Source organism: Rhizobium sp. BK602 (assembly GCF_014195095.1).
Lineage (GTDB): Bacteria > Pseudomonadota > Alphaproteobacteria > Rhizobiales > Rhizobiaceae > Rhizobium.
On sequence record NZ_JACIBC010000002.1, the window covers coordinates 477610 to 501200 of the forward strand.

At 62.8% G+C, this 23591-nt stretch carries 25 protein-coding genes; 24 read left to right on the forward strand and 1 reads right to left on the reverse strand.

Going from position 1 to position 23591, the window contains the following annotated elements; genetic code table 11:
* Positions 1-4: 4 nt before the first annotated feature.
* A complete protein-coding gene (locus FHX11_RS07820) occupies positions 5-901 on the reverse strand; it encodes a hypothetical protein (protein WP_184356720.1) in 897 nt (298 codons plus the stop codon).
* 37 nt (positions 902-938) lie between these two features.
* Here FHX11_RS07820 and FHX11_RS07825 point away from each other — a divergent pair, with 37 nt between their 5' ends.
* The 24 genes from FHX11_RS07825 to FHX11_RS07940 all read left to right on the forward strand — a co-directional run bounded on the left by FHX11_RS07825 (position 939) and on the right by FHX11_RS07940 (position 23577).
* Positions 939-3098, forward strand: a complete 2160-nt coding sequence (locus tag FHX11_RS07825; RefSeq protein ID WP_246780943.1) for a DNA cytosine methyltransferase — start codon at positions 939-941, stop codon at positions 3096-3098.
* The gene (locus FHX11_RS07830; RefSeq protein WP_184356724.1) at positions 3095-3646 is read left to right on the forward strand and encodes a hypothetical protein; all 552 of its coding nucleotides are present in this window, start codon (positions 3095-3097) and stop codon (positions 3644-3646) included. The genes FHX11_RS07825 and FHX11_RS07830 overlap by 4 nt, the downstream gene beginning before the upstream one ends.
* Positions 3643-4860, forward strand: a complete 1218-nt coding sequence (locus tag FHX11_RS07835) for a phosphoadenosine phosphosulfate reductase family protein (protein ID WP_184356726.1) — start codon at positions 3643-3645, stop codon at positions 4858-4860. The genes FHX11_RS07830 and FHX11_RS07835 overlap by 4 nt, the downstream gene beginning before the upstream one ends.
* Before the next feature lie 8 nt (positions 4861-4868).
* A complete protein-coding gene (locus FHX11_RS07840; protein WP_184356728.1) occupies positions 4869-6248 on the forward strand; it encodes a hypothetical protein in 1380 nt (459 codons plus the stop codon).
* The gene (locus tag FHX11_RS07845; RefSeq protein ID WP_184356730.1) at positions 6232-6924 is read left to right on the forward strand and encodes a transcription termination/antitermination NusG family protein; all 693 of its coding nucleotides are present in this window, start codon (positions 6232-6234) and stop codon (positions 6922-6924) included. The genes FHX11_RS07840 and FHX11_RS07845 overlap by 17 nt, the downstream gene beginning before the upstream one ends.
* A 430-nt stretch (positions 6925-7354) precedes the next feature.
* A complete protein-coding gene (locus FHX11_RS07850; RefSeq protein WP_184356732.1) occupies positions 7355-7987 on the forward strand; it encodes a hypothetical protein in 633 nt (210 codons plus the stop codon).
* 1 nt (position 7988) lies between these two features.
* Entirely contained in the window at positions 7989-9932 is a 1944-nt protein-coding gene (locus tag FHX11_RS07855) for a terminase gpA endonuclease subunit (RefSeq protein WP_184356734.1), read from the forward strand.
* Positions 9914-11542 (forward strand): phage portal protein, encoded by a 1629-nt coding sequence (locus FHX11_RS07860; RefSeq protein WP_210292364.1) that lies wholly within the window; start codon positions 9914-9916, stop codon positions 11540-11542. The genes FHX11_RS07855 and FHX11_RS07860 overlap by 19 nt, the downstream gene beginning before the upstream one ends.
* Positions 11539-11811 (forward strand): hypothetical protein, encoded by a 273-nt coding sequence (locus tag FHX11_RS07865; protein WP_184356736.1) that lies wholly within the window; start codon positions 11539-11541, stop codon positions 11809-11811. Before FHX11_RS07860 ends, FHX11_RS07865 begins: the two co-directional genes overlap by 4 nt.
* 12 nt (positions 11812-11823) lie before the next feature.
* Positions 11824-12894, forward strand: coding sequence for a head maturation protease, ClpP-related (locus tag FHX11_RS07870; RefSeq protein ID WP_184356738.1), 1071 nt, complete (start codon positions 11824-11826; stop codon positions 12892-12894).
* Positions 12895-12906: 12 nt separating this feature from the next.
* Positions 12907-13548 carry a head decoration protein gene (locus tag FHX11_RS07875; protein WP_184356740.1) on the forward strand — a complete coding sequence of 214 codons (642 nt, stop codon included), beginning with the start codon at positions 12907-12909 and terminating at the stop codon, positions 13546-13548.
* Positions 13549-13562: 14 nt separating this feature from the next.
* Positions 13563-14591: a major capsid protein gene (locus FHX11_RS07880; protein WP_184356742.1), complete on the forward strand. Its 1029-nt coding sequence runs from the start codon at positions 13563-13565 to the stop codon at positions 14589-14591.
* Between the two features lie 67 nt (positions 14592-14658).
* Positions 14659-15063 carry a hypothetical protein gene (locus FHX11_RS07885; RefSeq protein WP_184356744.1) on the forward strand — a complete coding sequence of 135 codons (405 nt, stop codon included), beginning with the start codon at positions 14659-14661 and terminating at the stop codon, positions 15061-15063.
* Positions 15063-15773 carry a hypothetical protein gene (locus FHX11_RS07890; RefSeq protein ID WP_184356746.1) on the forward strand — a complete coding sequence of 237 codons (711 nt, stop codon included), beginning with the start codon at positions 15063-15065 and terminating at the stop codon, positions 15771-15773. The genes FHX11_RS07885 and FHX11_RS07890 overlap by 1 nt, the downstream gene beginning before the upstream one ends.
* A 14-nt stretch (positions 15774-15787) precedes the next feature.
* Positions 15788-16000, forward strand: coding sequence for a hypothetical protein (locus FHX11_RS07895; RefSeq protein WP_184356748.1), 213 nt, complete (start codon positions 15788-15790; stop codon positions 15998-16000).
* Positions 15997-17487 (forward strand): phage tail sheath subtilisin-like domain-containing protein, encoded by a 1491-nt coding sequence (locus FHX11_RS07900; protein ID WP_184356749.1) that lies wholly within the window; start codon positions 15997-15999, stop codon positions 17485-17487. Before FHX11_RS07895 ends, FHX11_RS07900 begins: the two co-directional genes overlap by 4 nt.
* Before the next feature lie 27 nt (positions 17488-17514).
* Entirely contained in the window at positions 17515-17889 is a 375-nt protein-coding gene (locus FHX11_RS07905) for a phage tail tube protein (protein ID WP_184356751.1), read from the forward strand.
* The gene (locus FHX11_RS07910; protein ID WP_184356753.1) at positions 17889-18254 is read left to right on the forward strand and encodes a hypothetical protein; all 366 of its coding nucleotides are present in this window, start codon (positions 17889-17891) and stop codon (positions 18252-18254) included. The genes FHX11_RS07905 and FHX11_RS07910 overlap by 1 nt, the downstream gene beginning before the upstream one ends.
* 64 nt (positions 18255-18318) lie before the next feature.
* Positions 18319-18885: a hypothetical protein gene (locus FHX11_RS07915; protein WP_184356755.1), complete on the forward strand. Its 567-nt coding sequence runs from the start codon at positions 18319-18321 to the stop codon at positions 18883-18885.
* A gap of 3 nt (positions 18886-18888) precedes the next feature.
* A complete protein-coding gene (locus tag FHX11_RS07920; protein WP_184356757.1) occupies positions 18889-20970 on the forward strand; it encodes a phage tail tape measure protein in 2082 nt (693 codons plus the stop codon).
* Positions 20970-21434: a DNA circularization N-terminal domain-containing protein gene (locus FHX11_RS07925; protein WP_184356759.1), complete on the forward strand. Its 465-nt coding sequence runs from the start codon at positions 20970-20972 to the stop codon at positions 21432-21434. Before FHX11_RS07920 ends, FHX11_RS07925 begins: the two co-directional genes overlap by 1 nt.
* 12 nt (positions 21435-21446) lie before the next feature.
* Positions 21447-22073 (forward strand): hypothetical protein, encoded by a 627-nt coding sequence (locus FHX11_RS07930; protein WP_184356761.1) that lies wholly within the window; start codon positions 21447-21449, stop codon positions 22071-22073.
* A gap of 8 nt (positions 22074-22081) precedes the next feature.
* Positions 22082-23128: a hypothetical protein gene (locus FHX11_RS07935; RefSeq protein WP_184356763.1), complete on the forward strand. Its 1047-nt coding sequence runs from the start codon at positions 22082-22084 to the stop codon at positions 23126-23128.
* Positions 23125-23577, forward strand: a complete 453-nt coding sequence (locus tag FHX11_RS07940; protein WP_184356765.1) for a phage baseplate assembly protein — start codon at positions 23125-23127, stop codon at positions 23575-23577. The genes FHX11_RS07935 and FHX11_RS07940 overlap by 4 nt, the downstream gene beginning before the upstream one ends.
* Positions 23578-23591 lie beyond the last annotated feature (14 nt).

Sequence of the window (23591 nt, forward strand, 5' to 3'; positions counted from 1 at the left end):
TGCACTATCGCTCGCCGACCGAGCGAGCAACATTGATGTCATCGGTGATGTCGGCGGCTTCCGTAATCTTGCCGCGCCACTTCGCATTGAATGCCTTCGCATCCTCGATCAGCAGGTTGAGGTAGCCAATGCAATCGATGTTCCATTGGATGATCTTTGCGGCAATCTCCGGCCCATCCCTTTCAAGGGTTTCCTTGCTCATGATCGGATAGAGATTGTAGCTGGTTCGATATCTCCCGATTTCCTCGATCAGGCGATCGGCCCGTCCGACCAGGGGCTTGGCCAGCAGGGCGTAGTCAAAGCCGATCCTTTCTGCATACTCGTCGATGACCGGGCTTTTCATCGCCTCTTCGATTGCTTTCACGGAGTCCGGAAAGCGGGCGAATTCCCTAGGATAATTGACGGCTTCGCTGCGAAGGCGTGCGATCGTCTCTGTGCATGCGCCCAGGCTGACCAGAAGCCCGGCCAGCAGCTTCCGTGTGAGCGCAAGCCGGCCCATGATCTCCAGCTCGACATTCTCTCGCTGATGTCTGTTTGCTTCCGCGCGCTGGCCGTTCATCGTGCGGATCGTCACGTATGCGGCAAGGGCGGCGACCCAGCCGCTCAAGGCGGAGATCCATTCCCGAACGCAGGCTTCGTCAGCTTTGCAGAAAAGCTCGCGATGATCCCATGGGCTCAGCCAGATCAGGAAGACCGCTGCCGGCAGGATGAGAACTGCGCATCCGCCGAAATGTCGCTTGCACCATTCCATCGTGGCTTCCCTCCGTCGATTGCATCGACCGTAGCGCTTTCGCGCGTCGGTATGCAAGCGGCCTACACGGGCGCCAATTTCGAATTTTTCACCATCAATGACGGGGCGGATTGACATGTATATGGAGACGCTTTTCGGCGGCGCCACCACGGCAGACCTTCACGGGAGATTCGGCCATCTGCCGCCGATGATCATTGACAGTTTCGCCGGCGGCGGCGGGGCATCGACCGGGATTGAGATGGCGCTTGGCCGCTCGCCCGATATCGCCATCAACCACAATGCCGATGCGCTGGCGCTGCATGCCGCTAACCATCCGGATACGCTGCACCTGTCGGAAAACGTCTACAAGGTCGACCCGCTCGACTATCTCAGGGGACGGCATATCGGGCTGGCGTGGTTTTCGCCCGATTGCAAGCATTTTTCCAAGGCCAAGGGCGGCAAGCCCGTCGAGCGCAATATCCGCGATCTCTGCTGGATCATACCCGGATGGGTCGACCGCATCCAGAAGAGCGGCGGCAAGGTCGACGTGATCATCATGGAGAATGTCGAGGAATTCAAGGATTACGGCCCGCTCGTGCAGACCGATCGCGGGCTGATGCCGGACCCGGAGCGCAAGGGCGAGACCTTCCGCAAGTGGTGCAAGACTATCCGGCGCCTTGGCGGCAGGATCGAACATCGCGAGTTGCGGGCCTGCGACTACGGCGCACCGACCATCCGCAAGCGCCTGTTCGTCATCATCCGCTTCGACGGGCAGAAGATCGTCTGGCCGAAGCCGACACATGGGGCGCCCGCCGACCCGGATGTGATCGCCGGGCGCAAGCTGCCCTGGCGCACCGCGGCGGAGATCATCGACTGGTCGCTTCCGTGCCCGTCGATCTTCGATAGCGGCGACGAGATTATGGCCAAGCATGGCCTGAGGGCCGTCCGCCCGCTCGCCGACAACACCATGGCCCGCGTGGCGCGCGGGATGAAACGCTATGTGCTCGATGCGGAGCGGCCGTTCATCGTCAGCATCGCACATGGCGATAGCGGCGGTCGGCGGGAATATTCGATCGACGATCCCTATGGTGTCGTGACTGCTGGCGGCATCGGCCACGCTGTCGTGTCCCCGCATCTTGCTTCCTATTACAGCCACTCAGGAAATCGCAGCGAGCGCACCAGCGAGATCGATGACCCGTTGGCGACGGTGACCTGCGAGAACCGCCACGCGGTGATCGCGCCATCCGTTATCCGATTCAATACCGGCGCGACGGGGCAGGATGCGCGCGAGCCATTGTCGACCGTCACGGCAAACGGCTACATCAAGCGTCCTGGCGGCGCAGCGCCCCTTGGTGTCATCGCTCCCCACCTGATGACGATGCGCAATTCCGGCAAGCCGTTCAACGAGGCCGACGAGCCGGCGCATACGATTACGGCTGGCGGCGCTGGCTTGACGCTTGTGGCGCCGGTCCTGACGGCGGCGCAGCAGGGAGGATCGGTGCGTAGCGTGGAGGCACCACACCATACAATCATCGCCAGCGCGAAGGATCAGAATTCGATCATCGTTCCAACGCTGGTCGGCTGTGGCGGCAGGGCCGGGCAAAGCAGGCCGCGCGGCGGAGACGAACCGACCGCGACAGTGACAGCCAAGGCTGACGTATGCGTCGCTACCGCCTTCATTGCTCAGCACAACAATGACAGCCGCCGCGTCGGCGGCGTCAATCCGGGCCGCGGCGCGGACGAGCCGGTCTCGACAGTGACGGCGACGGGCGCGCAGCAGGGCGTGGTTTCCGCTTTCATTTCCCGCCAGTTTAGCACGTCCACCGGCCATGAGGCAGACAAGCCGCTTGCGACCACGATGGCGGACGGTGGCGGCAAGTCGATGCTCGTTGCGCCTTACCTTCAGGCTTATTACGGAACGGGCGACGGTGGCGAGGAAGACCAGCCTTGCCGCACGATCACCACCAAGGACCGCCACGGCCATGTCGAGGCCTGGATCGACGCACCGCCCTTCACCGAGGCGCAGGCGGCTCGGGCGCGGCAGGTCGCCGATTTCCTGCGGGCGCACGGGTTCTGGGACGAGCGCGAGTTCGTGACCATCGAGATCGGCGGAGAGACCTTCGTCATCGTCGATATCGGCATGCGGATGCTGACGCCGCGCGAGCTGTACAATGCCCAGGGCTTCCCGCCGCACTATGTCATAGATGGCGTCTGGATCTCGCCGGAGAGCGGCGGAGAGCCGACCTGGCGGCCATTCGCCAAGTCGGTGCAGGTGAGTTGCGTCGGGAATTCGGTCTCGCCCGTCATGGCGGAGGCGCTGGTTGCCGCCAATGCCGATCATTGCCGCGTCGAAAGGATGGCGGCATGAAGCCCATGACTGCGCAGGATATTCTCGATGGCCTGATCGGCTGGTCCGAGAACAAGATATGGGCGGCGGAGCTGGCCTTTTTTGCCGGTATGCGGCGGATCGACTTCTGGACGCTGGAGCCGACGGCTTCGCAGGGGTTCCGCACCTGCTCCTATGAGATCAAGATTTCGCGGGCGGATTTCCGGCGTGACAGCGACGAGAAACAGAGCGGCGCGCTGATGTATTCCGACCGCTTCTGGTATGTCACACCGCCCGATCTCCTGCGCCGGGACGATCTGCCGGACTGGGCAGGCCTGCAGGAATGGACCGGCAAGGAGTTCCGTGTCATCCGCCGCGCGCCGAAGCTGGAGCGGCGGGAGCCGAGCTGGGAACTGCTAGTCTCGATCCTGCGCAATTCCGGCGATTGCCGGCGCGATATCGGGCTGATCAAGGCGCAGCTGACCTATTATCAGGCTCGCGAGGCACGGGAGAAACGCTGGAAGCAGGTTGCCGACGACCGCAAGATGGAGCGCTTTCTGCGCCGCCATCGGCAGGGAGGCGCGCTATGAAGCCCCTCCAGCCGACGCTCTTCGAGGGCAGCAAACGGCTCGTCTATGACGAGGCGATCGAACTGACGCTGCAATCCATGCAGGCCTACGGCCCGACGCATGAGCATTGGGGTATTGCCTGGTCTGGCGGCAAGGACAGCAGCGCGACGTTGACGCTGATTCTGCACCTTCTGGAAACTGGCCGCCTCGCTCCACCGAAGAGCCTGACGATCTTCTATGCCGACACCCGGCAGGAGCTGCCGCCGCTCGCTATGGCCGCGGCCGAGATCATGCGGCAACTGGCCGAGCGCGGTATCCGCTGCGAGGTGGTCAGGGCGCCGCTCGACAAGCGATTCCTTGTCTACATCCTCGGCCGGGGCGTGCCGCCGCCGAACAACAATACGCTGCGCTGGTGCACGCGCCAGATCAAGGTCGATCCGATGACGCAGGCGCTCGCTGAGCGGCTCGACGCGCTGGACGGCAATATCCTGATGATCACCGGCGTCCGGCAGGGTGAGAGCGCGGTGCGCGACGGGCGCATCGCCATGTCCTGCGGCAAGGACGGCGCGGAGTGCGGGCAAGGCTGGTATCAGCAGGTGCTGCCGCAATCGAAGGGCATCCGCGGGCGGATCGCCACGCTGGCGCCGATCCTGCATTGGCGGGTCTGCAACGTCTGGGACTGGCTGCGCATCTATGCGCCCATGCGCGAATATGGCGGCTGGGCGACGGCGGCGATCGCCGACGCCTATGGTGGCGACGAGGCGACCGAGATCAATGCTCGGACCGGCTGCATCGGCTGCCCGCTGGCCAGCAAGGAAAAGGCGCTGGAAACGGTGCTGGCCTCGCCCGATTGGGCTTACCTTGCGCCTTTGCGCGGGCTGAAGCCGCTCTATCGCGAGCTGCGGGAGCCGCGTCATCGGCTGCGCAAGGCTGGGCTAGAACGCCTGAAGGACGGCTCTATCGCAGCCAATCCGCAGCGCATGGGGCCGCTGACCTTTGAGGCCCGGCTGATGGCGCTCGACCGCGTTCTCTCGATTCAAGCCGAATGCAATGCTGCGGCGGCACGCCTCGGCCGGCCGGTCATCGATCTGCTCAATGCGGAAGAGGAGGCGCGTATCCGCGCGCTGATCACGGCCGGAACCTGGCCGGACGGCTGGGATGGCGACGAGCCGGTCGCCGACACGCCGATGGACACGATTTTTGCCGACGGCTCCGTGCAGCCGTTGTTTATTTGAGGTGGGACGTGAGTGCATTTCTGCTCGGGGCCGGCTTTAAGGCCGATATGGGAACGCAGAGCCGCAAGCTCGTTCTGCTGAAGCTGATCGATGCCTGCGACGACGATGGGACGCGTATTTTCCCGGCCATGGCGACGGTCGCGCGCGCGGCGCAATGCTCGACGCGGCAAGTGCAGCGGGAAATCAAATCCTTCCTGGCTATTGGTTTGCTGCGACTTGTGCGGGCGGGTGGCAATGGGCCGAAATCGACCAATGAGTACTCTCTCGATCTCGATGTTCTGTTTGCGATCACGCGCGACGGCTGGGACGCCTATGCGGCCTCGATCGGCGCTTCTGTCGAGGCGGATGCCCCGGAAAATAAGGGTGACACCATGTCACCCTTGGAAAATAAGGGTGACATTGACGACGCGCTAAGGGTGACACCAGAGACGCTTAAGGGTGACAATGGGAGTCATACAACCCCTCCTTACCCCTCCAATAACCCCTCAGAAGAGAGAGCGCGCGAGCGCGATCATTCCGGATCGGTTGTAAACGCGGATCTGACCAAGCGGGTTCAGAAGTTCTGCACAGGCGACGGCTACCGGGAGGGCGAATGGGCGAAGTGGGCGACCTCGACGATCGGTCACATCGCCAAGGAGTTCGCCAAGCTTGCGCCGGAGGAACAGCGATTGGCCTGCGAATGGCGCGATGCCTTCCTGGCGAAATGCAAGCGAGATCGCGTGACGAAGCCCATGCCGGTGGCGAACTATTTCCGCGACAAGGTCTGGGAGATGCTGACGGAAGCCGACAAGGCGGTCGTCAGGCCGGTTGCAGGCGGTGCGCCGGCGGTCTCCGGCGGCAAGGTCGCGGTGCCCGTCTTCGGGCCGGCATTCGCGGCGGCCAGGGCCTGGGCGCTTGTGAAGGGGCCGGTGTATTTCGAACTTCCGGACGATCTGCGCGGGAAGGTCACGGCCTCGTACGAGGCCTATGCGAGGGCATCGTCCACATCGGCGCTGAACTATCGCCAGAAGCTCGGCCTTTTCCTCGACGATGCCGGAGAGCTGGTTTTCCCGGACGATTTCGAGGCGCGGGAATGGGAGCGCCGCAAGATCGACGAGGGCTATCCGGAAGTCATTCGACTGCACGCGGCGGCCAAGGACCGCAATCACGTCACGGTGGAGCCGATCTTCGAGCGGCTGAAGGATCTCTGCGAGGCGGTGCCCGTCGGCTCACAGATGTGGGAACGCTGGCGCTCCTATCACGAGGATCAGGGCTGGCCATTCGTGCCGACGCCGGCCGTGATGAAGGTCGTGTTCTTTCCGAAGGGCGGACCTCATGGACTTCAGGAATTCGAATTTGCCGTCCGAGAGGCGGCCAACAAGGAGCGGAGCGATGACCATGCAGCGTAAGATCACCGGAAACAAGATCAGCTATAAGCCGATGATCGAGGCTGAACTGTCGATCCATGAACGGGATCGGGCCTATCGCCGCCAGGAACGCGTGGAGCGGGCGAAGCGAATCGCTGAGAATCAGTTGCGCGCCGCATCGGTGCGGATCGTCAAACGGAGGCCGAAGGACGCGCATTGGTACTGCCTGCGCGTCGAAACGGGTCGCGAATTCGCTGTGGAAAAACTTTTGCAGGATGCGAATGTGGAGGTTTGTTCTCCGCGCGAGAAGTGGGTGAAGGTCCGTCGCGGGGAGAAAATCGAAGGCGAAATTCCGTTCTTTCCATCCTATTTGCTGGTGCATTGTGTACCGTCGGCGGATGCATTCGCGGGCCTGAAACGACAGAAATACGTGATCGATATCGTCGGCGGAGAGAATGGATATCATGTGATTCAGGACGAAGATGTTGAGGTATTCAAGGCACTTACGCAGAGCACTGAAGCGCCGCGCATCGCGACCGACAAGACCATGACGGACGGCGATCGGGCTGCGATCATCCTCGGCCCATTCGTCGGATTTGAGTGTGTGGTTCTGGCGGTCAAGTGGTCGCGGCAGGCGAGGGCGCGGGTGCTGATCAATGTCGGTGGTAGGCAGTTCGAGATCGATAGCATGCCGCTTGCATTTCTCAAAAAGCTGTGAGAGTCATTTGTCCATTGGACGAGCCGATCAATGCAACCCTCCGATCCCCGACGCACCGACGACGGGCAGAGCAGGCGAAGGCGCCTCAGGGAACATGCACCCGGCCCCAGCCCTGAATGCCTCCTGATGAGGCGACCGAGTCAGGGTCAGTGCGACAGCTATGAGTACCAGATAACAGGCGGCCCTCGGGTCGCCTTTTCCTTTGCCAGTAGCTCGGCCTGGCCACGAGGCGAGGGCGCAAGCCCCGTGAAACATGATGTTTCACGGACCGACCGACCCCACCCCACCCCCTGGGTCAAGGGACCGTACCCCCCCGTTTCGCCCGCCTGCGGGCCCGGAGGACCCCGCGGGGTGCCCAGTCTGACGCTAAAATCGAAGCCTAAACTTCTAAAGAACAGCTAAAGAGCTAAAGAACCCGGTAAAGAGCGAGATGGAAGGCGCGGTTTCGAAGGGTGAGTTCGCCGCCATCATCGGTGTTACTCCGGGGCGCATCAGCCAGTACATTGCGGCGGGCAAAATCACGCCTGCCGCTTTGATCGGTATAGGGCGCAACGCGAAGATCGATGTCGAGCGCGCCAAGGCCGACCTGCGCGGCACCCTCGATATCTCGCAGCGCCTCGGCAATGGGATCGACACTCGACTCGACCCGGATCTACCGTTCGATCGACCCTCACAGCCGACTGGACGGACGATACCGCCGGCCCCGAGCGTCGACAACGACATCAAGGCGCAGAAGCTTGAGCAGCTCCGGCGTATCAATCGCAACGGGGCAATCGCGGAAGCGCAGCAACGTGGCCAGCTTGTGGATGCCGAGGCATCGCGGGCAGAGCGCGCAAAGATCGCCGGGACGATGCTGCAGGTGTTTGAAGGCGGTCTGGCCGAGATCGCATCAGCCATCTCCGCCGAATATAAGGTGCCGCAGCGCGACATCCTGCATTTGATGCGCAAGAAATTCCGCGACGTACGCGCAAAGGCAGCCGAGCAGATGCGCAAGCAGGCGGTCGAGCTTTCGGAGACTGTGGAAACCGAACTGGCGGCCGACGATATCGAAAGCCTGAACTGACATGACGTCTGTCATTGTTGAGACAGCCAATTCCCGGCGCATCAGCTACGATGTCCTGGCGGAGATCCTGCAGCCGCCGCCCGAGGTCGACTACCTGGCCTGGGCCGAAGACAACATCGTCTTCTCGGAGCGTGAAAGCCCCTTTCCGGGTCATTACAATCGGAATCTCTTCCCATATTTCGACGAGGTTCTGAGGGCGCTGTCGCCTGACGATCCGTGCCGCACGGCCTCGGTGCGCGCCTCGGCGCAGATCGGCAAGACGGTCGTCGCCAACATCTTCACCTGCGGGTCCATCGAAATGGACCCAGGCGATTTTCTCTACGTCCATCCGACAGAGAATAACGCCCAGCGCTGGTCGAAGATGAAGCTTGCGCCGATGCTGCGCAACACGACGGCCTTGTCGAAGCTCTTCCCGATGAAAAACCGGGATGGCCTCGACAGCGTACTTTACAAGGAGCGCGTCGACGGCCGCGGCGCCATCCAGATCTCCGGCGCGAATTCGCCGGCGTCGCTTTCCCAGGTGACGATGAAGCGACAGGTCCAGGACGACTTGTCAAAATGGGAAGTCAATGCCGGTGGCGATCCGGAAACGCAGGCCGACAGCCGGTCGCGTGCTCATGAGTTTGCCAAGATCCTGAAGATATCGACCCCGCTCGTCATGCCGGGGTGCAGGATCACCCGGAATTTCGAGGACGGCAGTCAGGAATATCCCTATGTGCCGTGCCCGCATTGCGACCATTTCCAGGTGCTGGAATGGGAAAACATGCTGGCGAACCTCGATGAGGACAGGCCGGAGAATGCGTGCTTTTCCTGTGTCGAATGCGGCGGCCTGATCGAGGAGCATCAACGCTCCGAGATGATGCAGCGCCTGGAGTTTCGGGCGCATAATCCCAAGGCCAAGCGCCAGCATCGGTCATTCTACATCTGGTCGGCCTATTCGGTGCTGCAGTCGTGGGAGCGAATTGCTCGCGAATGGCTGAATGCGAAAGGTGATCCGGCATCCGAGCAGACATTCCTGAACGACACGGTCGGCAAGGCCTATGTCACGTCAGGCGAGGCTCCGCCATGGGAGACACTGCGCGATCGCGGCGCGAACTCGGATTATCAGAAGGGCCATATCCCTGCCGGATTCTTCATCGTCACGATCGGTATCGACTGCCAGGATGACCGTGTTGAATGGCAGGCTATCGCCTGGGGCAGGGATCTTCGCAGAGCTGTCGTCGATTGTGGCCGCATTCCGGGCCATATTTCCGACAAGGCATGTCAGGATCGGCTCGACGCCATGCTGCTGCAGACCTGGCCGAATAGCTACAGGCGGAAGCTCTGCGCCGACAAGATTGCGATCGACGGTAACGCTTGGACCGAAGATGTCTGGGAATGGGCTCGGCGTCATCCAGCGGCAAAAGTCATCATGGTCCGCGGCAGCAATACGGACAGCGCTCCCCTGACGCAGCGCGTCAAGAAAGAGCGAAACCATAAGACCGGCAAGCTGCTGAAGTACGCCAAGCGCTTCTATAACTTCAATGCCAGCGTCCTCAAAATGGCGCTCTATCGCAATGTCGCAAAACTGGACCCGTTGGAGCGGGGCTACGTCGCTTTCCCGACCGGGCTGGACGACGATTATTACCAGCAGCTCACGGCCGAGCGTCGTGTTCCGAAGAAGCGAAAGGATGGCTTCACGGAATACAAGTGGGAAAAAGAAAAGACGCAAGCCAACGAAATGCTGGACACGATGAATCAGGCGGAGGCCGCCGCGATCCTCTACGGGATTCGCGATCTTCCTGAAGCGATCTGGGACAGGCTCGAAGCCGAGCGCGAGGCAGCGCCTCAGGAGGCGCAGCTCGATTTCGAAGAGGGGCTGTTCGCCGTCGCGGCGCCGGCCCCCCCGAAAAAACAGCCGACCAAGCCGGCAGAGAAAACAAACCGATGGCTCAATCGCAATTGATCGGCTCGATCCTGGGTAGGATGCGATCGGCATTCGCTCCGGCGCAGCCGGTTCAGCCGCCGAAAACGCAGGCCTATCTGCGCGATACCCGCTCCGGCGTCATCGCCACGCGTCAGACCGTGCTTCGCGAGCATCGTGACGAAATCCGACGGGTGTGGGATCGGACCGCCGCGCTGGCGATGGACATGATCCAGAATTCCGGCCGGCTGAAGGGGGCTTGCGATCAGATCATCGCCGATACCGTCGGCGTGGAACTGACGTTGAACCCGCAGCCTGACCTGTCGGCGCTGGGATATAATGATGCCGAGCGCCGCGACTGGATCGCTCTCGTCAAGCGGCGCTGGAAGCAATGGGCCTGGAACAGGGCCGAATGCGATTTTCGCGGCAAGCTGACGATCCCGCAGATGGCGGATATCGGGCTGCGCTACTGGATCGCCTTCGGCGAAAGCCTGCCGATGATCGCGCATATGAGCGATGCCGACCAGCGGCGCTACGGAATCGGCACCAGCACGAAGATGCTGATGGTGCCGCCGACGCGGCTGGTGCGCGACACACAGGAGGCGCTCGGGCTCTATCAGGGCGTGTTCCATGATGCCAACGGCCGCGCCGACGCTTACCGTTTCCGCTGGCGGCGCGACGGCATGACGGTCACCGAGGATATGCCGGTGCGGGATGCCCTTGGGCAATCGCTGATCGAGCATATCTTCGATCCGATGGACGCGACCGACGTGCGTGGCATATCGCTGCTGGCCCCGACCTTCCGTCGCTACATCCAGCATGAGATGCTGGATGACGCGACGCTGCAGACCTTCATCCTGCAGACGCTCTATGCCGTCACGTTGACCAGCGATGCGCCGAGCGCCGATGCGTTCGAGGCGTTGGAGGTGCTGAAGGAGGCGGCTCCGGATGCTGGCGCGGCCTTTGTCGGCGATTTCGCGGATTATCTGAAGGCGCGGATGGACCGGGCGATGGAAAGCCGCATCAGCATCGGCGCCGATCCCACCGTGTCGCATCTGGCGCCGGGCGAGGAGCTGAACTTTCGCTCGGCCAGCGTGCCGGGTGGCGAATACATGCCGTTCTCGACCAGCCTGTCGCGCGACACGGCGCGGGCGATGGGTATCACCCTCGGCGGCCTGACGATGGACCACAGCGACGCGACCTATTCTGCGGTTCGCATGGAGACGTCGTCGATCTGGCCAGTGGTGCAGCGCCGGCGCGACCGCATCGCCGCGCCGCATTACCAGCTTGCCTACGAGAACCTGCTCGACGAGGATATCTACACCGGCCGCATTCCTTTCAAGGGCGGCTATGAGGCTTTTGCAGCCAATCGTGACCGCGTCTGCTGGGCGCTGTGGCAGGGTCCGGCGAAGCCGACCGCCGACGATCAGAAATCCGCGAAGGCATCGAGCGAACGGATCGTCAACGGCACGACTACGCTGGCGCACGAATGTGCCGAGCTGGGGCTCGATCCGGAAGAGGTCTTCGAGCAGCGGATGCTGGAGCACCAGCGTTACGTCGACGCCGGCATGCCGTCGCCCTTCGAGCGCGGCATGCCGAGTGATCCGGTCATCGCGGACGAAGGGTCGAAAACCGGAGGGGCATCGCAATGAACATGGTCACCATCAACGGCGTTGCCGTCGATACGGCCGATCCCTGCGCACTTTATCAGGCGCTCTATGCCGTCAAAGTGCGTCGTCTTGCCGGCGAGCAGGTGACCGAGACGGAAATCCGCTCGCCCGTCGGGCAGCGCCGCATCCAGATCGCCAGCGTCAGCATGGCCGATCTCGATGACGAGCTGAACCGGCTGGCTGACGCCTGCTCGAAGAAGAACGGCGGCAAGCGCCGGCGCTACGCAAAGGGCATCCGCTGGGACTGCTGAAAGGATCGATTCATGTCACTTCTCGTGAATGGCGAACTCGTGCTGTACGGGTTCGTCGGCGACAGCTTCTGGGATGTCGGCTTCACCTCGCGCGAGGTTATCGATGCGCTCGCGGAGATCGGCCGCGATGCGGATCTGACCGTGCGCATCAATTCCGGCGGCGGCTACATCGACGACGGCATCGCCATCTTCAATGCGCTCTCCGCCCATAAGGGCAAGGTGACCGTCATCGTCGACGCGCTCGCCGCTTCCAGCGCGTCCATCATCGCGATGGCCGGCGAGGAGCGCATCATGCGCAAGGGCGCGATGCTGATGATCCATGATCCGGCCAATGTCGTCTGGGGTACTGCCTCCGACATGGAGAAGATGGCCGCGACGCTGGAGAAATACGCCGTCAACATGGTCGGCATCTATGCCGACGTCAGCGGCGAAGATCCCGACGATATCCGCGCCGACATGAAGGAAGAGCTCTGGCTCGACGCCGACGAGGCTGTCGAGCGTGGCTATGCCACGGCGGTCAACGACAACAAGTCGAAGACTGCCGCCGCGCATGATTATCGCGTCTATGCGCATGCGCCGGATCGCCTGGTTGCGCTTTCCAGCAAGAAAAACTGGTCTCATTCCGAGGCTCGTCAGAAGGCTCCGGCGTCCGCCGCGGCCGAACCCCGTCAATCGAAGGAGAAATCCATGCCGACGGATAACACTGCGGCGGACGCAAATGCCGCCGAACATGAAAAGGCCGTGGCGGAAGCCGCCACCAAGGCCGGCGCGGACGCAAAAGCCCGCATCAAGGCCATCACCGGCAGCGAGGAAGCGAAAGGCCGAGAAGCCCTGGCGGAACATTTCGCCTTCGATACCGACATGACGCCGGAAGCGGCGCTCGCCGCTCTTTCCAAATCTCCGAAGGCCAGCACGCAGGAGCAGAAGCCGGCGGCCGATGGCCAGTGGGGCAGCTACGCCGCCCGTCGTCTTGCCGCGGCGGGCCTCGCCACGCCGGAAGCCGGACAGGATGCCGACAAGAAGGCCGCCAGCCGGGCGATCCTGGCCGAGGCGGTCGATCGCACCAACAAGCGCCGCAAGTAAGGAGGCAGCGTCATGACCATCATTCTTTCCGACGATCGCCATACCGCGGCGAGCTATATCGTCTCCGAGGCCAACGGCTTTCGCTCCCGCGAGGTCGGCATCATCGCCAGCGGTGCCGGTGTGCTGAAGGCCGGCACGGTGCTCGGCAAGGCGGTACTTGGAACCGCAACCGCAGCCGCCAAGGCCGGCGGCAATACCGGCAACGGCACCATCTCCGCTGTGACGCTGCTCGATGGCGCGAAAGTCGGCGTCTATAAGCTGCGATTCACCGCCGCAACCACATGGTCGCTGGTCGATCCGGATGGTTTCGAGATCGGTGAAGGCGCCAATGGTGTCGCGAATGCCAACGATCTCGCCTTCACGACGACTGCCGGCGGCACGGCCTTCATCGCCGGCGACGGCTTCGATATCACCGTTGCGGCCGGGACTGAAAAGCTGAAGCCGTTCGCTCCGTCCGCGGTCGACGGTTCCCAGCACGCGGTCGCCATCCTCTTCGAAGGATGCGACGCAACCTCCGCCGACGTTCGCCGTACCTATACGGCCCGCGACAGCGAGGTGCAGGTCGACATGCTGACCTGGCCGGAAGGCATCACCGATCCCCAGAAAACCGCCGCGCTCGCCTCCCTGGCCGCGCTGGGCATCATCGCCCGATAGGAGGGGCGCGATCCATGGCACTTGTCGTAGATATCTTCAACCAGAACGCCTTCGGCGTCGTCGAGTTTCAGGAGGAAGTCGTCGAGCGTGTCGACTTCCGTCCGCAGCTGCTCGGCTCCCTCAACCTGTTCGAGCCGATCTATTCCCGCTCGCGCATGATCGCGATCGCCGACCGCAACGGCGTGCTGAACCTGATCCCGACCTCTGAGAACGGCGCTGCGCCGGCAGAGCTGATCCCGACCGGCGCCAATGTCCGTGCCTTCCAGGCCGTTCGTCTCGCAAAGGGTTCGACCATCTACATGATCTCCATCGCCGAGGTGCTGGCGCTTCCCTTCGATCAGCAGACGCGCGACATTACGCGGGAGGTGGCCGAACGGCAGGCGAAGATCATGGAGGATATGGAGCTGACCTGGGAGCATATGCGTTTCGGCGCCATCCAGGGCCGCGTCCTCGATGCCGATGGCACGACGGTGCTGCGCGACTGGTATTCGGAATGGGGCATCGCAGAGCCGGCCGAGATCGATTTCGAGCTCGACAATGCCGATACCGACGTCCGCAAGAAGTGCCGCGATGTAGGTCGCGTCATGCAGAGGGCGGGGAAGGGCGCATGGAGCCCGTCAGCGCGCATCGGCGCCCTGGTCGGCGACACCTTTTTCGACTTGCTGGTGAACCATCCGCAGATCAAGGAGACCAAGATCAGCACCAACCGCGCGGCGATGCTGGAAGACATCGAGGGCTACTCCGCCATCGAGATCGAGAATATCACCTTCATCAACTATCGCGGCACGGATGACGGTTCGACCATCGCCATCGGCACCGACAAGGCCCGCTTTTTCCCGATCGGCGTTCGCGGCGCCTTCCAGGTGGGTTGGGCACCGGCCAGCGAGTTCAAGTCTGGCCTCAACAGGCCGGGCCAGCCGGTGGTCGGCCTGCTTCTGTCCGATCCGTCCGGTCGCGACGAATGGGACCGTGTCGAGAACTACAGCTATCCGCTGTTCATCTGCACCCGGCCCGAGATGCTTCAGCGCGCCAAGGCGGCCTGATCATTCCTGGGGCGGCGCATGCCGCCGCCTCATTCCCTCTCCCTGCTGATCTGAGGCCATTATAATCATGGACTGGACTTCCGCTCTGGCAGGCATGGAGGAGACCTGCGCCGACGTCTTCGACGTCACGCCCTGCCGGCTTCAGCCTCGCACCAATGGTCGCTCCAATGGTCGTTCGGTCAATCATTCCGAGCAGAACGATCCGGAGCGTGCGGCCTTTGACTTCATGGGCACGCTGGAACTGGGGCCGCCGTCGACGAAGGTCTGGCGGCATCTGTCTCCCGATCCCGGCGACGCGGGCAATCGCAGCGATACGGTTTCCTACGATGCCGTCCTGACGGCGCATACGGGCGGCTGGCCCTACAAGCCTGTGCGCGGCGATTTCTTCATCGTTGGAAACGACACCTGGCGCATCGCCTCCATTCTTCCCGACGGCACGGTGCGTCCTGCCTTTTTGCTGGTGAGAGCCTGATGCTTGCGGCCGAAGCCCTTCGCCTGTCCGCGATCGAGATATTGTCGCCGACGGCGGTGCAGGAAAGTGGACCCTATCCGACGCTTGCCGGGTATCGCGTCTATGACAGCCGCGCCGTCGCGCTGGAAGACCTCGATCAGGACGGACCCTATACGCCCGTCCTGTCGCTCTACACGCCGGAAAGCGGCGTCAAGCTGCGCGGCCCTCATGCCGCCGCAGATGATACCGAGGCGGAAGCGGTCCTGGAGATCGTCGCCGAACTGGCGGTCTCAGCCACGGACAATGGCGTGACCTATGCCGACGCCCTGGCAAGCGCCGATCCCGAAGCCCGCCTCGTGCTGGCGGCGCTCTGCGCGCAGGTGCGGAGGCTGCTGGAACGCAGCCAGGCCGGCGGCTTGTGGCGGCGGCTGGTCCGGCAGATCACGGACACGGATTACAAGACCTTCGCCGTGCCGGAACTGGGCCTGCGCTGGCATCGCGTCACGATCCGCATGCATTGCGAGATCCGCGACGACGATTTCGACATGACGGCCGGCGGGCTGCCGGAGCCGATCAAGTCGCTCTACGAGGCCCTGCCGGACGATTCCTACGCGAAGGAAAAGCTCGGCGTTCTTGCCGCCCATTTCGATCCCGAACTTCTGCCGCAGTTGCAGCAGGTTCGTATCACCACCGGTCCGGTGACATCGGGATCGGACGATCTTTCGCCCTGACATTGGAGCCTGTCATGCCCGACGACATTTACGTGCCGCGCGACGGTGCGCGCATTCCCATGCCCGGCAATGCCGGCGACTGGCCTGCCGACGGACGGCCGATCAATCCGCTCAGCCCCTACGAGCGCCGCCTGAAGCAGGATGGCGATCTCGTCCTCAAACCCGCAGCAACCGCCGCATCCTCGAAGAAGGGGCAGGGCGGCGATACCGGAGGTGACCAATCATGACGTCCAACATCCCGTCGAACCTGACGGCTCCGATCTTCACCTTCGACGTGACGAGCGGCGGCGCCTTCGAGAACGAAAACCGCCTGATCATCCTGGCTCACGGACTTGCTGCCGGCTCGCTTGCCGAGGGCGCTATCGCCATCTGCAACACCAAGACGGATGCGCGCAATCTGGCTGGCGCCGGCTCCATGCTGGAGGCGATGTTCCTGGTTTCTCGGGCCAACGCCCCGTCGCAGGAAATCTGGCTCGGCCGCGTCGCCGATACCGGTACGGCGGAACAGCGGACCATTACCGTGGGTGCGGTTCCCGCCGCCGGCGGTCAGGGCGTTGTGCAGATCGCCGGCAAGACCGTATCGCTGCAGATCAACGCCGGCGACACGGCCAATGCCGTCGCGGCCGCGCTCGCCGCCGCCATCAACAGCTATTACGACAGCCTGACCGGCATGTCGCTGCCCTTCACCGCCACGGTGGCGACCAATGTCGTGACGATCACGGCCCGGCACAAGGGCGCCTATGCATCCGGCCTCGACATCTATATCCCGACCCTCGACACCGTGAACGCCTTCGATGGCGTGCTGACCTTCGCCACCAGCGTCGCCGGCGCCGGCGTGCCGGATCTGAGCGACGTCCTTGCGGCGATGAACGACGATCCCTTCGAGATGATCGTCTCGGCCTTCGGCGATACCGCCAATCTGACGCTGCTGGATACGTTCCTGAATACCGTATCCGGCCGCTGGTCCTATGCCCAGCAGCTTTACGGACACGCCTTCTATCCCGCGACGGATACATCCTCCAACCTGGTGACGAAGGCGCTCGCCAAGGATAGTTGGCACCTGACGATGATCCCGCGCTTCTCCGCCGGCGGCTTCGCCGAGCCGGATTATCTCTGGGTGGCCGGTTTTGTCGCGCGGATCGCTCCCTGGGCGGGCGGCGGTTCCAACGGCGACGTCTCGCGCAACCAGAGCGGTCTTGTGGTGCAGAACCTTTCGGCGCCGCGCGACCGCAACTACTGGATGGATTACGCCACGCGCGACGCGCTCCTGAAAAATAGCGTCTCGACCTGGAAGATCGACCGCAGCGGCAATGTGCTGATCGACAAGATCATCACCCAGCAGCAGACGACGAACGGCGCGCCGGATACGACCTTCCGGGATGTCCAGAAGATCTATCAGCTCACCTATGCGCTGAAGAAGTTCCGCGCCGATCTCGCCGCCGAGCATTCGAACAAGGCGATCGCCGACAGCAATCCGTCGAACCTCGCGTCGATCTCGACCGTCGCGGATATCAAGGCGACGCTGTTCCACAGCTACCAGCAGATGGCCGGCGTCCTGGAGAATTCCGAGACCGCGCTCGCCAACCTGGTGGTCACGCGCGACAGCGACAACGCCAACCGCGTCAACGTCTCGCTGCCGCTCGATTTCGTCAACCCGCTCGACATCCTCGCGGGTCTCGCCACCGCCTACAGCCAGTTCGCGAACGCGGCATAAGGCTCGCCTCAACAGGAGATTTCCAACATGGCAGGCAAGGATTTCGGCGGCATCATCAATGTCCGCCTTTCGACCGGCGCGACGTTTTCGTTGCGCGGCACGCTCAATATGAACCCGTCGCGGATCTCGATCGAGGCGCAGGCCAATCAGGATGGCTCCGTCGACAGGATAGGCACGGTTCAGCCGGCGCGCGCCGAGCTGAACTTCGCCGATCGCGGTCTCGATCTCGATGCGCTGATGCGATCCGGCCGCTTCAACGTCACCTTCATCGAGGATTTTTCCGGCGTCACCCATTATTTCACCGACGCCTTCATGGTCGGCGATCCCCAGATCAACCGCCAGAATGGCGAGATCGCCGGTCTCAGCATCTCCGCCGAGAAATATAGCAGGACGGACGGCTGATGACCCAGACCGTCGTTCCGCTCTCGAAGAGCTATACCGCGCATGACAAGACGTTCGGCAAGATCACGCTGCGTGAGCCGACATATAAGGAAATTTATATGGATGGGCTCGGCAAGCCGCAGGACTGGCAGCCCACAGGAAATGGCAGGGCGGTTTTGCTCACCTTTCCGGAGGTGGTCGATGCATATCTGCAAAAGATCATCGTCGAGCCCGGATATGAATGTATCTCCCAGTTGAACCCGGTGGATAGCTTGGCGCTGGAGCGCGAAGTCTGCGGTTTTTTTCTGGTTACGACGGAATCGAAGAAACCGTCGACACGCTCGTCTTCCGGCTCGGGTGGCCGGTCGCGCAAATCCACGGCATGACGCTTCCCGAGATCGCCTATTGGGCGCGTCGCGGCGTCGATCATTTTGAGCGAAATGGTAGATAATGTTTTCTGATCTGAAGATCGACGACCGCGATCTCGTACAGCTTCATCGCGCCATTGCGAAGGTGCCGGGCGAGATCAAGGCCAAGGCCATGCGCCGCGCCATGTCGCGTATGTCGCAAATGGCCCGGACGCGGATCGTTGATCGCAATGCCAGCCATGTGAAGCTGCCGAAGCAGGTGGTGGCGTCGCTGACCACGGCAGCATTCAATGCCGGCGGCAGCACGTCGAAGGTCACCGTCGAGTCTGGGTGGATGCCGCTGCAGCGTCTTGGTGCCGTGCAGACCGCCAGCGGCGCCTATGTAAACCTTCGCGGGTCGTACCGGCATGCATTTATCGCGGCCATGAAGAGCGGGCATGTCGGTGTCTTTCGTCGTGTGCCAGGCACACGAATGTCGAGCAATCCCTACAAGGAACAGATCCGGGAACTCTTCGGCCCGAACCCCGCGCACGCGATTGGCAACCATCCGGACATCTATCTCGACATTCTCGCCAAGCTGATCGAGCAGAGCCTTCTCCCTCGCTTTGCCCACGAACTCGATTTCATCCTTTCCAAACTGGGACGCTGACCTGTGGCAAATCGCAAGATCAAGGCCGAGCTGGATATCAACGGCAAGGACAATACCGGTCCGGCGTTCCGCTCGCTTGCTACTCGGATGGGTGGTGTCGAGAAGCAGATTTCGCAGTTCAACAAGCAGGTCGCGACCTTCAATAGGACTGGTGCGCAGTTTCAAAAGCGCGTCAACGAGGTGGAGCGTTCGGCAAGCTCCTTCAGTCGCCGCAATGGCGTCTTCGCCAGGACGTCCAGCCGTATGGCGCTCGTCGCCGGAAGCATGAGCGACGACATGATGGCGACGGCGGGCCGCTATGCGGCGCCTGCGGCCGTGGCGGGCGGGTTGATCTACGCGACCAAGGCTGCCGGAAATTTCGAGCAAAGCCTGGTTGATATCCAGAAGAAGAGCGGCGCGACGGAAAAGCAGATGCGCAGCTTCCAGGATCAGATCTTCGAGCTTGGCCGGGAAATCCCCGTGCCGATCGAGGAAATCGCGAAGGGCTTCGAGCGGGGCGCGGCGGCCGGCATCCCGATGAACGAGATCAAGGACTTTGCCGCCCTGTCGGTCAAGGTTGCCGATGCTTGGGATACTTCCGCCGAGAATGCGGCAAACTTCTTTGCCGGCTTCAACAAGGGCATGGGCATTCCTCTCAACCAGATGAAGGCTTATGCGTCGCTGATCAACGATCTTGCCGACAGCGGCATCTCGGATGAGAAGGATATCGCCGATTTCGTCGATCGTGCCGGCGCATCGCTCAAGAATTTCGGAATGACACCGCAGCAGATCGCCGCCTATGGCGCGGCGATGCTGAACCTGAAGATGCCATCCGATGTCGCCGCCCGCGCGATGGATACCGTAACGTCGAAGCTGATCGCGCCGGAAAACCTGTCGAAAAAGTCGAGGGCCGCCCTGGTTGGTATCGTCGGCGATCTGAAGAAATTTTCCAAACTATCTGGCGACCAAAAGCTTTCCTTCTTCCTCGGCCGTCTTGAAAAGATGAGCAATCAGAAACGGGCGAGCCTGCTCGGCGGGTTGCTCGGCGAGGGCTTCGACGATGAGATCATGCGGCTTGTGGCTGGAACCGATGAGGTGAAGCGCAATCTGGCGATTGCCAATCAGCAGACGAAGGTGGCGTCGAACAGCATCGACAAGGTGTTCGAAGCCAGAATGAAGACCTTCAACTCGCAGATGGCGGTTCTCCAGAACAACTGGAACGAGATGTCGGTCAAGTTCGGCAGCATGATGCTGCCGACGGCGAATGGCATGATCCGCTCACTCAATAAGGACTTCGACTTCGGCGAAGCTATCGGCCGCGGCAAGGATATGTTCGGCTGGACTGGGGCGCAGCGATATATGCCGATCCGCCTCGATACGAGGGATGATCTCGCCTATGCCGGCGGCTATAACGATCCTGAATTCCTGAAGCGATATTACGGCCGGGTACAAACGGCCGTGCCTGGAATGTGGGATGGCGTTAAAGGTTCGGTGCTTCGGGCTTGGCAATTGACGCCGAAGCCTGAAGCAGTCCGATTGGCGCCAGCGAACGACGGCAGCGATCGCGCAGCGTCGCTCGACAGCTTTCTGAATGGCGCACCTGCGCTGCCATCGATCGCCGAACGAAAGGCTATCGCTGAGCAGCGTGCCGCCATGCCGGACAATGACCCCGCTGCCTATAAGGCAAGACGGTTCTTTCGGGTTCCGTCGAAGGACGAATGGCGCAATGCCTTGCGCATCGACATGGGTACGTCACCAGGCGGTGGCCCTGGCGAGCATCCCTCCAAGGATGAGCTGCCTTTCAAGGTGGATGCATCTGATCTCAAGCAGACGGCCGATGATGCTGGTCGGGCGATGGCGGATAGCGGCAAGCAGGCCGGGGATTCGATCAAGAGCGGCGGTGAAAGCGCGGCGGCGTCCCTCCTTGCGGCGGCCCGAGCCATCGTCGAAGCAGCAGATCGGCTGAATGCGGTACAGATTAAGGCTCCTAATCCGGGCGCTGCGATCGGCGCCATGTTCAGGCCTCCGGTCAACGCCGATACCGGCCGGAGCAATACCTTTGCTGCGGCAGGGCCGGGCGGCAATTCCAATGGAGGACCGCGCTGATGGCGATGCGTGACTGGCGAAAAACACTTCTGCCGGCAAGCTTTCGCGGCGTGCCGTTCTTCGTCGAGAGCGAGGACCTCTCCGGCGGCCGTCGGCTGGCTGAGCATGAATATGCCGGCGGCGAGGTGACGCTGGTCGAGGATCTCGGCAAGGCCACGAAGAAGCATGACGTCACGGCCTACCTGACCAGCGATACCGCCGACATCAAGGCGCTCGCCCTGCAGCAGGCCTGCGATCTGGCGGGGGCGGGCATGCTGATCATGCCGATGGATGGCGGCCGCATGGCGCATGCGCAGGGTTTCCGCCGCACGCGCGAGCGGGATCGCACCGGCTATATCGCCTTCGACGTCACCTTCATTCCGGCCGGAGACATGCCGGTCGCGGCATTGTCGATCGGCGATGTCTCGGCCGCCGTCGCGACCGGCGTATCGTCGGTCGCAGCGGCCTTCGCCAGCCTGTTTTAAGGATTATCCACCATGGCGGCAGACAAGGGCACGATCCTGTCGTGGCTTGCGGATCTCTGTGCCGCGATCGTCACGGATGACGACGATCTGGCGGATACGGCGGGGCGCATCACTGATGCGGCCGATCTCGGCGCGTCCGACTTCGCCGCCGAGGCGCTCGATATCATGCGGGTGATTGCCGAGAGTGTGACGGATGCCGCCGGTTTCGACAGGATCGTCATTCCCGATACGGTCGCGGCTGGCGACACGCGTGACGCCATGACCGTTCTGGTCGCGCTCGGGCTTGCCATCGGCGGGTGCCGGGTGGATTGGCGGGCGCGGCCGCAGGCGCGCAAGGCGCGCAGCCGCATCGCCAGCGCCGGCAGCGACGGGCTTGCCGTCGCCTCCGCCATGGGCGGCGATGGCGCCGATCTCTATTCCTGGCTGTCGTCCATCATCGATGTCGCCTGCCGGCTGATCTCGGATATCGCGGCCAATGCCGTGCCGATCGTCAAGGTGCAGACCGGCGTGTCGCTGCCCTCGACCGTGCTCGCCTATCAGCTCTATGGCGACGCTGCCCGCGCCGCCGATCTCGTCGATGTTGCCGGCTCGGCGACGCCGCTGGTCATGCCGACCCTGTTCGACGCGCTCGCCTCCTGAGATCGACGATGCTCGAAAATGTGACGATCGAGGGCTTGCCGCCGCACAAGGAGATTTCGATCACCATGTCGGCCGAGGAAGCGGTGCGCACGGCGCGCGTCGTGCTCGTGCCGGTCGGCGATAGCGTCGGCGTCGTGCCCGATCAGAAAACTACGATCAAGGCCGGCGATGACCTGTTGCTGACCGGTTATGTCAGGGATGTCGAACCATCGCACGATTCCGGCGAGCGCTCGCTCTCCGTGACGATCGTGTCGCGCACGGTGGATGCCGTCGAGTGCTCGGCCGATCACTCGACCGGGGAGATCATGGGCAAGTCGCTCGCCGGTATCGCCCGCGACCTCGACGACAATGACATCGGCATCGAGGATGACGGCAGCCTGCCGGTCGAGCCACGGCACAAGCTGACCCCCGGCGACAGCCTGTTTCACTCGATCGAGAAGCGGGCGCGCGGGCGCGGCGTGCTGATCCACGACACGCCGAAAGGCAAGCTCAAGCTGGCGACGAAGCCGGAAGGCACGCATTCCGGCGGTCTGACCTTCGGCGTCAATATCCTGAGCGCCAGTTCGCATCTGACCGGCCGCGGCCGCTATTCCGAAGTCCGTGTGCGGGGACAGTCGAGCGACGGCGTCGGCCGGCAGCAATTGCGCGCCGAGGCGCGCGCGAAGGACAAGGGCGTTTCCCGTCGGCGCCTGATGATCGTCCGTCATGAGGGCGAGACGACGACGGATCGGATGAAGAAGCGGGCGGGCTGGCACCTGAAGCGCGGCGCCGGCAACGGCACGACGGCCTCCATCACCGTGTCCGGCTGGCGCGATTCTGCCGGGCGGATATGGACACGCAACTGGCTGGTGCCGGTCAAGGACGACTGGATCGGGATCGACGGGATGATGATCATCAAGAGCGTGACGCTCAACCAGGATGGCAGCTCGGGCGGCACGACCGCGACGCTGGAGCTTGCCGACCCGCGCGCGCTCGGTGGCGAGAACCCGCGCGGCAAGACCGCCAAGGCCTATGCGGCGCCGCTGGCCAACGATGTGGATTTCGAAGAGCAATGAGCGGTTACCGGATCGAGCTTGACGGGTCGTTCAAGGAGCGCAACGGCCAGCAGTTCATGGGCGGCCGGGGGCTCTATAACGACGCCTATACGGACATTCATCGCATCGAGCCGCATGGCTTCATGTCGAACCCGGTCAAGGGCGCCAAGGCGCTGCTGCTGTCGCCGAACGGCGATCCGGACCAGGCCTATCTCTTGGGCGGCGAGCATCCGTCGCACCGGCCGGCCGGCCTGCCGGGCGGCGCGACTGCCATTTACGACTCGAGTGGCAGCATCATCAAGCTGGTCAACAGCGAAGCGATCTTCGATTTCCAGTCGAAGACGGCGACCTTCACCGCAGGAACCTGGACGATCAACGGCGACGTGACCATCAACGGCAATGTCACAGTCAACGGTAACCTGAATGCTTCCGGTTCCATCACGGACGGTGATGGCGACGGCGGAGCCTGATCGAGGAGGATCGT